The sequence below is a fragment of the Tritonibacter aquimaris genome (genome assembly GCF_009617595.1).
Lineage (GTDB): Bacteria > Pseudomonadota > Alphaproteobacteria > Rhodobacterales > Rhodobacteraceae > Epibacterium > Epibacterium aquimaris.
The window spans coordinates 133056-145677 of record NZ_WIXK01000005.1 but is presented as its reverse complement, the minus strand read 5'-3'; the positions used below and the strand labels follow the sequence as shown (position 1 = coordinate 145677).

At 51.4% G+C, this 12622-nt stretch carries 11 protein-coding genes; 7 read left to right on the top strand and 4 right to left on the bottom strand.

Features of this window, described 5'->3' with window-relative positions; all coding sequences use genetic code 11:
* Positions 1-111 precede the first annotated feature (111 nt).
* Positions 112-1272: a helix-turn-helix domain-containing protein gene (locus GG681_RS11045; RefSeq protein WP_153548075.1), complete on the bottom strand. Its 1161-nt coding sequence runs from the start codon at positions 1270-1272 to the stop codon at positions 112-114.
* A 331-nt stretch (positions 1273-1603) separates the two neighbouring features.
* Here GG681_RS11045 and GG681_RS11040 point away from each other — a divergent pair, with 331 nt between their 5' ends.
* On the top strand, positions 1604-1798 hold the full coding sequence (locus tag GG681_RS11040) for a hypothetical protein (RefSeq protein WP_153548074.1): 195 nt from the start codon (positions 1604-1606) through the stop codon (positions 1796-1798).
* On the opposite strand, the gene GG681_RS11035 is transcribed toward GG681_RS11040, so the two are convergent.
* On the bottom strand, positions 1789-3291 hold the full coding sequence (locus GG681_RS11035; protein WP_153548073.1) for a calcium-binding protein: 1503 nt from the start codon (positions 3289-3291) through the stop codon (positions 1789-1791). The two genes, GG681_RS11040 and GG681_RS11035, sit on opposite strands and share 10 nt — an antisense overlap.
* Before the next feature lie 1009 nt (positions 3292-4300).
* On the opposite strand from GG681_RS11035, the gene mobC reads away from it, so the two are divergent.
* The 5 genes from mobC (at position 4301) to GG681_RS11010 (ending at position 8649) form a co-directional block, all read left to right on the top strand.
* On the top strand, positions 4301-4657 hold the full coding sequence (mobC, locus tag GG681_RS11030; protein WP_235899897.1) for a plasmid mobilization relaxosome protein MobC: 357 nt from the start codon (positions 4301-4303) through the stop codon (positions 4655-4657).
* On the top strand, positions 4654-5937 hold the full coding sequence (locus GG681_RS11025) for a relaxase/mobilization nuclease domain-containing protein (protein WP_153548072.1): 1284 nt from the start codon (positions 4654-4656) through the stop codon (positions 5935-5937). The genes mobC and GG681_RS11025 overlap by 4 nt, the downstream gene beginning before the upstream one ends.
* 101 nt (positions 5938-6038) lie before the next feature.
* Complete coding sequence (locus GG681_RS11020; protein WP_235899896.1) at positions 6039-7910, top strand: type IV secretory system conjugative DNA transfer family protein; 1872 nt, start codon at positions 6039-6041, stop codon at positions 7908-7910.
* A gap of 67 nt (positions 7911-7977) precedes the next feature.
* Complete coding sequence (locus tag GG681_RS11015) at positions 7978-8217, top strand: hypothetical protein (protein WP_153548070.1); 240 nt, start codon at positions 7978-7980, stop codon at positions 8215-8217.
* Positions 8218-8268: 51 nt separating this feature from the next.
* Positions 8269-8649, top strand: a complete 381-nt coding sequence (locus tag GG681_RS11010) for a hypothetical protein (RefSeq protein WP_153548068.1) — start codon at positions 8269-8271, stop codon at positions 8647-8649.
* Between the two features lie 55 nt (positions 8650-8704).
* Here the strand turns inward: GG681_RS11010 and GG681_RS11005 are convergent, their stop codons facing one another.
* Positions 8705-9322 carry a recombinase family protein gene (locus GG681_RS11005; RefSeq protein WP_235899893.1) on the bottom strand — a complete coding sequence of 206 codons (618 nt, stop codon included), beginning with the start codon at positions 9320-9322 and terminating at the stop codon, positions 8705-8707.
* Positions 9323-9519: 197 nt separating this feature from the next.
* Here GG681_RS11005 and GG681_RS11000 point away from each other — a divergent pair, with 197 nt between their 5' ends.
* Positions 9520-9777 (top strand): hypothetical protein, encoded by a 258-nt coding sequence (locus GG681_RS11000; RefSeq protein WP_153548066.1) that lies wholly within the window; start codon positions 9520-9522, stop codon positions 9775-9777.
* Between the two features lie 14 nt (positions 9778-9791).
* Here the strand turns inward: GG681_RS11000 and GG681_RS10995 are convergent, their stop codons facing one another.
* Entirely contained in the window at positions 9792-12536 is a 2745-nt protein-coding gene (locus tag GG681_RS10995) for a DotA/TraY family protein (protein WP_194287173.1), read from the bottom strand.
* Positions 12537-12622: the final 86 nt, after the last annotated feature.

Genomic DNA, 12622 nt, shown 5'->3' with positions numbered 1-12622 from the left:
ACAGGCGGCAATGCCCGTTGCGCTTTGAGCTAGCGAAGTTTTCACACTGATCGGTCCCGACCGATGTTTGAGGACAGGAAATCTGTCCCGCCCGATCCAACGAGACAGCGACTATTTACGAAACTCTGACGGGGTTTTGCCGGTCTCACGTTTGAATGCCTTGTAAAAAGCCGAGCGAGAGTTGAAGCCAACATCATAGGCAATAACCAAGATGGTCTCATCCGTGGCATTCAATTGTTTGATCGCATCTTTGATGCGCCACCTGTTCACCAGATCAAAGAAGTTGCTATCTAGGTGCGTGTTCAATGTCTGCGATACATAATGAGAAGTTACGCCGATGTGTTTGGCCAGATCCCAAAGGGATAGGTTTGGATCCCGATATAGCAGGTCATCCGCCATCGCCGCCTCGATCTTTCCCGCGATCCGTTGGGCGCGTTCATCGTTGAGGGCGGATTTTTCGTATTTACGTTGAATTGTTGGCTCCGCAACCGGGGGCTCCACAACCGGCGTGCGGATAAGGCCCGGGCGTTGACGCAGGCCCCAGACCCCAAGCACCCAAAACAGCGCCAACATTGCGACGCTTCCCGATACGGACATTTCGTGCTCAAGATTGGTTTCGGTCAATGCACCAATCCAAATAGATGCGCTGAGCGCGACATTCAGCAGGAGGAAAATTGCGGCACTCACGATGATGACCCAGATCCAGGACAATTCCCGATTTTCGGTGCTCGCAAACACCTCTTTCAAACGTGCCCGATAGGCCACCAAACGCCGCATGGTGAGATAGACATAGGTGCCGATCATCACTTTCAGCATGAGATCACCAACAAAAACCGCCAGTACAATCAACAATAAAACCACAAGCCTAGGATCATCATCAGCGATATCCGCTTCGACCAAATCGCTGGGGAAAAACAACATCGTCCACAGGCACAAGGTCACAATTACCATAGGGATCACATGATAATGCAGCCGCGGCACGCGCTGTACTTCCCCTTCCGAGGTAAGCCCACGAACGTACAGCCAAAACAGGAAGGGGCTGACAACATCCAGCCCGCCAAGCACCAGGCTGAAGCGCATCAACAAATCGAACTCTTCCGCATCCCCGTTCAACACGTTGAGAACAGCAGAAATCCCCTGAAACAGAAACAACATCGCAAGCGGCATATACACACCGGGATCGCGCCGACGCAGCAGCAGAAGATTTGCGCAAAACAGGCAGATGCCCGCAGTTGCCGTGCTCAGCAAAGTATCGATGTATTCAAGTGTCATATTGGGGCCTATATCAAGCAATCATCAAATTTGCAGTAACGACCCGCCGATGTTTTTGAGGGAAACACCCAAGGTCTCAGCCACCGGTTCGCGGCCTTGCTGCAGAGCATGCCGACACATCCTTGCAACCGTCGTCTCTTTGGGTTGGGGAGGACAGGAAACCAGAATTGCGCCAGCTTCAATCGGATTGAGCTGTCCCCCCGATCGAAGGAGACGACGGAGCCAATTTAGCCAGACTATGGCTTGCATGACCTGACAGCTGCGTTGCCTAGGCTTTATCGCGCCGCAACCACATCCGCAGACAGTCAAACCAAGCAATTTGAGGCCAATAATGACGATCCGTTTTTCCAAACTCCACCGGATCACCATGATGCTTTTTGCGACTTTAACGGCCTGCGGCGAAACAGAGCCTAAAACAGCAAGAGCACATTTTTCTCAGGCGAAAAAACGGCCGCGCAAACCAAAAGACCGACGCGAAAATCACGCCGGCCTTCGGAATAAAACGATCAGCTTAGGTTACCAATAGAACCAATCCATATCTTGAATAGTGATCTGGTTCCCTTCGACCTGAACATCCTCTGGCATCAGATCAAAGTTATCAAACCGGATCCGGCTTTCCCCCTCGGTTCCAACCCCAAGCGTCAGGAAGGAATCTCCGCCTTCTCGGGCGATCTGAATCAACGGCACAGAACCGGGTTCCACGAAGATTTCAACCGCGTCGCCCTCACCAAAGTCTTCGATGACATCATTGCCAAAGCCATATTCGCGCCCGGCATATGAGAAGATTTCAAACGTAAATTCATCATCGCCCGCGCCGCCGTTCAGGATGTCATCCCCGGAGCCGCCACCGATAACGTCGCGCGTGTCACCACCCAGGATCGTATCCGCACCGTGACCGCCAAACAGATAGTCAAAGCCATCACTGCCCAAAAGCAAGTCATCACCAGCACCGCCCGACACCGAGTAACCGTTATCGGACGAACTGATCAAAACATCGTCCGACACCACACCCCACGCGCCACCGAACAGAGAAAATTTGAAATCGATCAGCGTGTTATCCGGCAGATCAAACGGATCAACGATGTAGTTCTGCAATGTCACCGAGCTCTCCTGATCGGTGCCTTGCGCCAGCGTCAGGATGGTATCGGTGTCCGTGTAGCTGACCGAATAAGTATATTGCCCGGCCTGATAATCGAGCACACGTAGCTCATCGCCCGCGCCAAAATCAGTGATCGTGTCATTGCCATCGCCAAGATAGAAATCAAACAGATCATTGCCACCATTGCCCGAAAGAACATCGTCGCCGGCGTTGCCTTCCAGGACTTCATCCTGCGCGCCGCCAATCAGCACATCATTGCCGTCGCCCCCATAAAGGTTGTCATGTCCTTCAGCGGAAGCGATCAGCGTATCATCTCCCAAACCGCCTGACAGACGGTCAAAACCGCCAGCCGCAATCAACACATCATCGCCTGCAAAGCCTTCCAAGGTGTCGCGCTCTGCACCACCGGTCAGTGTGTCATTGGACACATAATTATAAGGTGTCCCATTGAACCCCCAGGCCAGATCCACTTCGAGGCCATCAAAATCATTGTAAGGATCCAAGTAATAGTTTTGCAGGCGCAGCGTGCTTTCCTGAAGCGTACCCGCGCCAAAGGTCAAAATCGAGTCAGCCCCGTCAAACACCACATCAACGCTGATCGGGACCTGGGAATAATTGAGGAAAGTGACCAAATCGCCATCGCTGAGGTCAACAATCGTATCATTGCCAAACCCGCTGTTCAGCCCAACTTGGAACGTAAAATGATCCGGCCCATCGCCACCAATTAGCAGATCATCGCCATCATTGTGGCCTGAGTAAAACCAATCTTCGCCCGCACCACCATAAATCGTGTCATCCCCAGCACCCGCGAAAAAATTATCACTGCCATCTGTGCCGGTAATAAATACACCTTGATCAGGATCTGAAATCACCTCTCCGCCCAGCACGGAATCACTCAATTGATTTGTTGCAACTGTCATTGCCAACCTCCTTGAAAACAAGATCAAGAAACAACCCAACCCCTTAACAAATCGTTAAATTCATATGTGTTGGTTTCCATTTTTCGAAATTAAAAATTCTATACAATCATGGAAATGCAGAATTTTACTTGCAAAAATAAAAAACCGCCCAAGGTCTGATGATTCCATGTGTTGAAAAATAAAATATACGTGATGGCAACGGATAGGAGATCAATCTTAACGACATCAACAAAAAAGGCAGCAAGCCAACCTTTCGACCCACTGCCTTCTCAAAGAAACAAAGCTCCTAAAACGCATCCGACACCGTTGCGCCGATCACGGCCACACCGTGATTTCTCATCACCAAAACCACATTCCAGATCCTACCCCACCCGCCCTTAAAACCGGGCTGCGTCATTCCCCAAGGGCAGCGGCTATGATCTCCCAGGCAAGTCAGCGCAATCCGCAAAGAGGCGCAAGCCCAGCTGCGCGACATCGACAAAAGAATAGAGACACTACTGACCCGCGGTCTGAAAACGGATAATGCCACCATGATCAGCATGTGAGAGGCAATTCTGGCGGAGTAACTTGCAAAACAAGTGGAACCCAAAGGAGCGTTCGACGAAAAACCAGAACCCTCACTCAATCCCCTTCAAGCCCCTGAAAACCTTGCGAAAGTGACGAAATCACCCTACGGCGCGTTGTCCTCAACTGGCCTTCACTGACCACCTGCAATACTACCAAAATGAGGGGGGGCTAGAACTACGTGCATCGCCTTTAAATTCAAGGCGTTAGATGCATCTGTAGATCTAAGTTTTGAAAATGGTGCACTGGGGAATTCAAACCTAGAACACTTTGATGCCCCTCAAATCATTGAAAAACTTGAGGAATGGGAAAGCGTCCTTGAGGGCAACCCTGAGGTAGCAAGATGGCTGAGATCAGAGCAAAATCAGTCACAAAATAGCGGTTCTTCTAGTGGAGCTAGCACTGTCCTATCTAAGCCGCGCACTCAATTGCGAGGGCCACGCCCATGAGCCGTGTTGCCCCGTTTTCATTGAGATTGACCGACGAGGAACGCCAGAAGCTTGACGCTCAAGCTGGGGCGATGCCCAAGGGTGCATATATTAAGTCAGTGGTTTTTGCCGACGAAGCTCCCAAATATCGTAGTCGGCGGAAACCACCTGTCGCGGAGCAACAGCTCCTGGCTGAGGTTCTGGCGCGACTGGGTCAGACACGCCAGGCCAACAATCTCAATCAGATCGCCAAACACCTCAATCAAGGCACATTGGTTGTCGATCCAGATCTGGAGGCAGATATAAAACGCGCTGTTGCTGAGGTGGCATGGATGCGTGCGGCGTTGATGAAAGCGCTTGGGGTAGAAGAATGATCTTGGTTGCCTCTCAACGCTCTGGGGCAGTTCCCTTGGCAGACCATCTGATGAACGACCTCGACAATGATCATGTTGAAGTAATCGAGATCGAGGGGTTTATGGCCAATGATCTCCATGGCGCGTTCAAAGAAGCTCAGGCAATTTCCAAAGCTACGCGCTGCAAGCAGTTTTTGTTTTCTGTCTCTTTAAATCCGCCTGAACAGGAAATCGCATCCGACAGAGATTTCCGAGACGCAGCAGATCGCGTCGCCAAAGCGGTTGGCTTAGAAGATCAGCCTCGTGCCATCGTGGTGCATGAGAAAAACGGACGCCGACACGCGCACGCTGTGTGGTCCCGCATTGATGCCCATGAGATGAAATCCGTTCAGATGTCGCACTTCAAAGCTAAGCTGAGAGATGTGTCGCGCGATCTGTTTTTGGAGCACGGCTGGCCTCTTCCCGATGGGCTTGCAACATATGGCAACAAGAACCCGCTGAACTTCACCCTTGCCCAATGGCAACAAGCGCAGCGCCAAGGATATGATCCAAGAGAGATCAAACAGATCTTTCGACAAGCTTGGGAACGCAGCGATGGACTTAAGGGGTTTCAAAGTGCTTTGGCAGATCGCGGTTTTTATCTGGCGCAAGGAGATAGACGTGGTTTCATCGCAGTTGATGTGGATGGAAACTTCTATTCCGTAAGCAAATGGGCAGGTGTCAAAGTCAAAGACGTCACCACCAAGTTGGGGGATCCGACACAGCTCCCGTCTGTCACGGAAACACAGAAAGCGCTTCGGGCGCGCATGACCGATCAAGTAAAATCTTACATCCATCAGGTCAAAACCCGCCACGCAGAAGAAATGCACCCCTTCCTGAAAGCCCGTGCGGCAATGGTAGAAGCGCAACGCGCAGAGCGACTTCATGTCAAAAAGCAGCAAAAACAGCGTTGGATAAAAGAAACAAAGGAACGTTCTGCGCGATTGAACAAAGGTTTGCGCGGGCTATTTGACCGGCTCACGGGCAAATCGGCAAACATCAGATATCAAAACGAACGAGAAGCCATGGCCTGTGCCAAAAGAGATCAACAACAACGTGACGATCTGATCACCGCACAGATACAGGATCGCCGTGATCTTCAAAAAGATGCGCGAACGCTGAAATCCAAACACAAAACAGATCGCAAGATTTTGGCCAAAACGATTGCAGACTATTTGCGGCGACCTCCAGCCAATTCAGACCGGAACAGCGTAAATTCCCGCTCACGCAAACGCGCACGTGGGCCAGACCTGTCGCTATAACGGTTTGTCTTTACCCGAATTTACCCCGCCATTACCCACGAGAATCAGAGCCATCCTGTTTGATGTGAAGGGCACTTGTAACTCTATTGAGGAGAAGTGTCTTGAAACACCCAACTCTAAATTCTTCACCGGTTGTGGTGGCTGCATTCCTAACAGCCAGCATGACCATCTTTGTACCAGATGCCGCTGTGGCGGACTTGGTTTGGCACAATGGGCGCTGGGTTGATGATCGTTTTCTGCGGAGATCCAACAACGGTGTATCCATGGAGGTCATGCTCTCGATCACACGTTTTTCAATCATGGCTGGGGCCACCCTTCTGGGCTTTCTGATCGGTTGGTTCTTGTCGCCAGAGGCTAAAGGCGCGCGTATGGCGATCCTTGGGATTCTGGCAGCCACCATTGGCCTTTATGTCCTGATTTTTGACGATGTCTTTAGCTGGAGCGTGTCCTTTCTGGTGGCCCTGTGCGGGTTTTGTTGGGGTATCGGCTATTGGTTGGGTCGGAGTCTCAAAGGACTGATGAAACCGCCGACAACCTTTGGGTCTGCCAAATGGGCAACTCCGTCGCATTTGCAGGAAAAAGGCCTTCTGGATGGAATGGGTATTTTCTTGGGCAAAATCTGGGATGGCACGCGCCTTCGCGATGTCACTTACAAAGGGGACCGGCATTTGTTCACCTATGCGCCCACACGGGGCGGCAAAGGGGTCTCGCAAATTCTGCCCAACCTGTTGCGCTATCTTGGATCTGTGCTGGTGATTGATCCCAAGAGCGAAAATCTTGTTGTGAGTGCCAAGGCTCGGATGGACATGGGGCAAAAGGTTCTGGCAATTGATCCGTGGAACATCGGAGCCGCCAAAGTTGGGTTGGAACCTGCTCGGATCAATCCGCTGGATTGGTTGCAGCTTTCTGACATTGACGCACCTGAGAATGCCATGATCCTTGCGGATGCACTCATCCAAAAGAACGCCAACTCTGATGCATTTTGGCAGGAAGAGTCCAAAGCCTTGCTGCAAGGCCTGAATCTCTTGGTTGCTTTTGACGAACATTATGAAGGACAGCGGAACTTGGGCACTGTGCGCGATCTCCTGCTGCTGACAGGCGATGAGCAGATTGAACTTTTCGCTTATATGGCAGGATCTGTGCATCCCCTGATTGCCAGCACAGGAGCGCGGTTCCTGCAAAAAGACCCAAAGCTCTTGTCCAATGTTATGGCGTCAGCGCAAGCGGAAACACATTTTTTGGACAGTCAACGTGTACGCGAGGCATTGTCTGTTTCTGACTTCGACTTCGCCGACCTGAAGCGTCACCCCATGAGTGTCTATCTTGTTCTGCCAGCGGATCGTCTGGAGCCATTCAATCGCTTTCTGCGCTTAATTGTGCAACAAGCCCTCACGGTTTGTGCGAGAAACATTGAAGATAAACCAGAAAAGCCTGTCCTGTTCATCTTGGATGAAATGCCTGCACTAGGTCGCTTGGCAATGGTCGAACAAGCTTACGGCCTGATGGCGGGGTTTGGCATTCAGCTTTGGGGCATTGCGCAAGACATTTGCCAATTGCGTCGTGTCTATGGTCAAGATTTTGAAAGCTTCATCGCCAATAGTGGCGCAGTCTCCTACTTTGGTTCGCCAGATAAGACTTCAGCGGAGTATTTCTCTGGCTTGTGTGGAGACACCACGGTTTGGAATTTTTCAACGGCAGTGTCTCATGCATTCTCTAGCGCAAGCTCTGGAGGCAGTAGCACAAGCGAAAGCTACACCGACACACGGGCGGCTTCACAGCGCAAACTGGCCTATCCTGACGAATTGCGGCGTATGCCCAGTGATATACAACTACTGCTGATTGATGATGCTGACCCGGTCATCGCACGCAAAATCCGCTGGTTTGAAGATCCTGACTTCAAAGACAGGGGCGTCAACACCCACAAGGTGCAGCCAAATGATGACGAGGTGAAGAGTAACCAGCACGCTTCATAAGCACGCTCACCGCTAAGGAAGGCCAATCATGGCCTTCCTCGTTGACCTTCAATCATGAGACCCATCAATGGACGAGACATCCAAAAAGGCATTTGCCACTGCCGCCAAAACACCCGCCGACAATATCCGCGATAAAGACAATGCACAGTTGGTGCCCAAGCCTCCAACTGGTGCCAAGCACCCACCCAATCTCGCGCCGCCTGGTGCCGTGGGCATTCGCCGCAATTTGGTGCCCAAATCGCAAACCCAAAGCCCAAAACCAGAACCGCAACATAATCGCGACAACGGTTTCGATCACGACCGCTAAACCGCGTGACATACCGCTTAGGATGATGCTCCTAATGAAGGATAGCGCGTTTTGTGCTATCCTTTTTTTATGGGTCAGCAGGAATTTTTAAACTACTTAAGACAGTTAGAAGACAGCGGTAATTTCAGCAAGACCATCAACCGCATCTACACAAATCATCGTGGCATTGGTGAATTGATCATGCTGCCCCAATGCTATTGGGACATCGTGGATTGGCTGGAACAGAAAGGCGACATCAGTTTTGCAGACTGGGTGACCCATTGTAGTGTGAACCCGCACGAGGACTGGTCCCTGTCACATCAGCTTATGTATTGGATTTGGTTTGACCTGTCCAATCGTCATCGAGACGGATTAGAGACACCAGCAGGCATCGTACCCGAAGCACATTTGTTGGCAACGCTGCCAGTAAATGACTTGGCTCCTAAGCACTAACCAAGAGTCAGGCCCATCCAAGTCGCTGTTGTGACAAATGGCATCTCCAATAGTGTCAATCGCGCCCCATCACAGCCCGACAAATGGTCTGCCTTGAAAGTCCAAGCTCCTCGGCGAGTTGATCAACGGAGGCTTCCCCGATATCCAACCGATGGCGCAACAACGCCGCCATATCAGGAGATATGGACCTTGGACGACCGATATGAACGCCGCGCGCCTTGGCAGCCGCCATACCAGCCTTTGTGCGCTCCGCAATTTGCTCACGTTCAAATTCGGCAAAAACAGCAAGCTGACCATAGAGTAATCTTCCGACTGCTGTTGTTGTATCAATGCCCTGGGTGATGGCGACGAAATCGACTTTGTTTTGGCGTAGATCTTCTAAGAGTTGAAGCAAGTGCAATGTTGAACGACCCAATCGATCCAGCTTCCATACAACCAGTGTATCCCCCTCAGTAAGATCCCGCAGCAACGTATCCAACGAACGCCGCGTGACACATGCGCCTGAGACGCCGAAGTCACCATAGATCACATCGCATCCTGCCTCTTTGAGCGCTTCAATCTGCAAAGATTCGTTCTGGTCTTGGTCTGATACGCGGGCATATCCTATCCGACGCCCCTGTGAATTGGTCACTCCTAGTTGCTTCATAAGGTCAGTGTGACTGACTTTGGACATGTGGCAAGCCTCCAAAACCATGTGTTTTTTGCTTTCCAAAAGGGTTCCCTTTTGAACGCAGTGTGAGAGCGGTTTTGCGGTGGTGACGGCGTTCCAGATTTCTGTGGAAAACTTGGCGGCTGATGACTTTGAGAGGGAATTATGTCATGTTTATCAAAAGGGAAGCCTTTTGACGCGTTCAGACCAAAGGACTCCCTATGTCTGCGTCACACACTGAACCAAAAGCTCCAAACGAACCAATTGCCACCCTGCGCAGCTTGGTCGCAGTGATCATCTTGCTTGGCGTGATGTTTGGCAGCACGGTACTTGCCGAAGTCTTTGATAGTGACTTTCCGACCTATTTCGGGACAGCGGCCATGTGCCTACTGCCCATAGCCGCGCTTTGTCTGCTGTATTTTGGTTTTGAACTGGCTTTCTTCCGTATTGCCCTTTGGCTTACCCGCCGCAGGGGCTAGGCCGTAAGGGTTTACTATTCAATGCGCACCCGTTGTGGTCCATCGTCGTTCATATCACGTCCAGCCGCCAAATTGCCTTTGCGACGCTTGTTTTCGCCAAAAGCTTTGTGACCACCAGAGGCTGTGCCGCGAATTCCCCCAAGGATCTGGTTTCCAGCAACCACACCCGCTGCTACCACTTCACGTGATCCATTGATAGGATCGCCTCGGCTGTCGCTAAAGGGAGATACACCCGCTCCCAACCAGCGCAGCATCCCTTTGGGCACATCATCAATCATTTTGAAGCACATCAAAGCGATGTTGTAGACCAAGAACACATAGACGATTGTGTAAACAAACACGCCAAATGCCCCGATGGAGTTGTTGGCAATGTCGCTTTGCGTGATGGCCGTCGCCGCATTAAACAAAGTTGAGAAGAAATAGACCGCCGCGCCAAAGAGAATGTAGCCGCCAATCAGCCCAAATATGATCAAGGCGGGGCGCAGCAAGATCATCAGCAAGAGCTGGTATCCCCCAAGGGCCGCTGGCCCCGGCATACCACCTTCTTCAATCCTCAGATGTGCCAAAGCCCAAAGTGGCATAGCCACGATGGCTTCAAATATTTCCAAAACCCAGCCCATCACCGCAAAGGCAAAGTAAACAAAAGGGATGATTGGCAAAATGTAGGCCAAGAAGATCCCTGCCACCATAGCTATTGCCGCAAGGGCAAAAACAAGCGACGCAGCAGCAGCGGCAAGATCACCGACAAAGGCTACGCCAGCTTTCGCCGGACCGGATGTAGCTGGCAGAGCACCTGCAACACTACCAGAGACAGCGCCACCAACACTCAATGCGGTGCCCAGTCCCAACAAAGCAAACGAGCGGTTGAGCATGCCATGTCCTGCAGCAGCCAGACGCACCATTGGGTCCAAGGTCGGATTGTCCTTCAACTGATAAATATGTTTCGATCCCACAAGAGCAATCAACGTTTTAGACAGCCAGCCCGTCTCCCCCGCTGCGTTGGCCTCTTCCAATCTGGCGTCTTTATAAAGCGGTGAATGTTCTGGAACGCTGTCCACAATAGCGCCGCTAAAGTCATTGGCCGCATGCGTGATGGTTTCTTCGATCTTGCCTGTGATTTGCCCTGGCAATCGGTAACGGCTCACACCAAAGAACTTACCAAGTGCGCCGCGCTCGTTGCTCTCCACATCTGTGGCTTGGAACAAAATATCCAAGGTCGGAATGGCAGAAGCCACCGCATCCATATAGCGCTGATTGATGGTGCCCAACGTTCCATACCAAAGCCCCGCCGCGCCCCAACCGCGATCCACCATCACATCATAGCCGTCGCTCTTGGCGTATTCCGCCTGCGCGATAGAGTCATAGGATGCCAAGATTTCCAGATTGATGTTCTCATGGGTCTGCTCGCTGACCTCTTTGAGCAACTCGGGGATAAATTCCAAAGTGCTCTCATCGCCATATCCGGGCTGCTTACGCACCGGTATGTTATAGGCTGCGATTGCTTCGGCAGCAGGTTTTACTGCGTCTGATATCCGTTTGATCTCTTTGAGATATACCTCTTTGATCTGCTGGTGCACCGTTCCAAGACGCTGTTCGATATCTTTGCCAACCAGAGGCAAATTCCACCACCAACGCTCTTCTTCCAAAGTCACGCTGGTTCCGTCTGCAAAGACGTCAAACTCCGTGGTGGAAACACTGATGCGCCCACATGTGTGATCCGTGGCTTTCTTACCAGCCGGATTGCGTGACCATGACAAGACAACAGCATCCTTGGCATTCCATGCGGCGTTGATCATGGCAGACGGATTGTCAAAATTGGGCGCAACAGACGTACGTCGCCCTGTCACCTGCAGGATCTTTACCTCTTGGGTATCAGAGGCCACCGCCTGATTATACGCGGCAGCACAAACTTCATTCAAGAATATGCGCTGCACCAAAGCAGAGGTGCTTTCTCCAGCAGGTTTGTTCACGATGTTCTGCCCAGCGGTGACAGAGCCCACAAAGGTTGTCCAAGCCTGTGTTCCAAGACCTGATCCCATCTTAGCAACCCACAGGGTGAGATACTGTGCGGAGTTCAATCCGCTGCCAAGCGGCACCAAGAGGCCTAACGCAATGACAAGACGCACTGGTGCCCAGAGGCTGTGGAAGCGACGACCAAAAGGCGTGCCGGTTTTGGCAGCCTCCCCCACCACCGTCATCACAAAATAGATCACGATAATCACAGCAATGACCATGGTGGCGGCACTGTAGAACCCCAGCATAGCTTGCAACGCTGTATAGACAGGTGTTCCCATCGGTTGAGATGCAGCCTCAAACACACCAAGGTTTGGGCCAAAGACCTGTTCTAAAAAGATGAACACCACATCAGTGCTGACATTGTCGGAAGGCGTTGAGAAATAACCACCAGAGGCCATTGCAGGGCGCACATCTAATACTGCCATGGCGGCAATGATGAGCAATTGCACGAAGATCATGACAATCCCAGCGACAACCGCGCAGAAGATCATAATCTGATCCAGATGTGCCCATGACCATTTGAGATGAGAAGCCGCTTCCGCCAACAGGCGCTTTACACCAAAGCGACCGATATTTTGGCTCATCAAAGCCGGATGATTGGCAGGAAGGAGACGTGCGGATCGTAAAACAAGCGCAAGAAAATAGGCAAAATAGCCAAAGTGATATCCAAGGGCGCGCAAACGCGGAATAATCTCTGGTCGTGTGGCATAGCGCCAGACAGCCTGCGCTGTCGCCTTGTTCATTAATCCCTTTTCTTTAAACGTTCCTTCTGTACCCATAGTGCCTCATTTGTTGTGTTCTTAACAATTTACTACACAAATCTTAATTT

Bases quoted from the DNA above. Each gene is read 5' to 3' on its own strand.
- GG681_RS11045 (WP_153548075.1), bottom strand. From the start codon at position 1,272: ATGACACTTGAATACATCGATACTTTGCTGAGCACGGCAACTGCGGGC.
- GG681_RS11040 (WP_153548074.1), top strand. From the start codon at position 1,604: ATGACGATCCGTTTTTCCAAACTCCACCGGATCACCATGATGCTTTTT.
- GG681_RS11035 (WP_153548073.1), bottom strand. From the start codon at position 3,291: ATGACAGTTGCAACAAATCAATTGAGTGATTCCGTGCTGGGCGGAGAG.
- mobC (WP_235899897.1), top strand. From the start codon at position 4,301: ATGAGCCGTGTTGCCCCGTTTTCATTGAGATTGACCGACGAGGAACGC.
- GG681_RS11025 (WP_153548072.1), top strand. From the start codon at position 4,654: ATGATCTTGGTTGCCTCTCAACGCTCTGGGGCAGTTCCCTTGGCAGAC.
- GG681_RS11015 (WP_153548070.1), top strand. From the start codon at position 7,978: ATGGACGAGACATCCAAAAAGGCATTTGCCACTGCCGCCAAAACACCC.
- GG681_RS11005 (WP_235899893.1), bottom strand. From the start codon at position 9,322: ATGTCCAAAGTCAGTCACACTGACCTTATGAAGCAACTAGGAGTGACC.
- GG681_RS11000 (WP_153548066.1), top strand. From the start codon at position 9,520: ATGTCTGCGTCACACACTGAACCAAAAGCTCCAAACGAACCAATTGCC.
- GG681_RS10995 (WP_194287173.1), bottom strand. From the start codon at position 12,536: ATGAACAAGGCGACAGCGCAGGCTGTCTGGCGCTATGCCACACGACCA.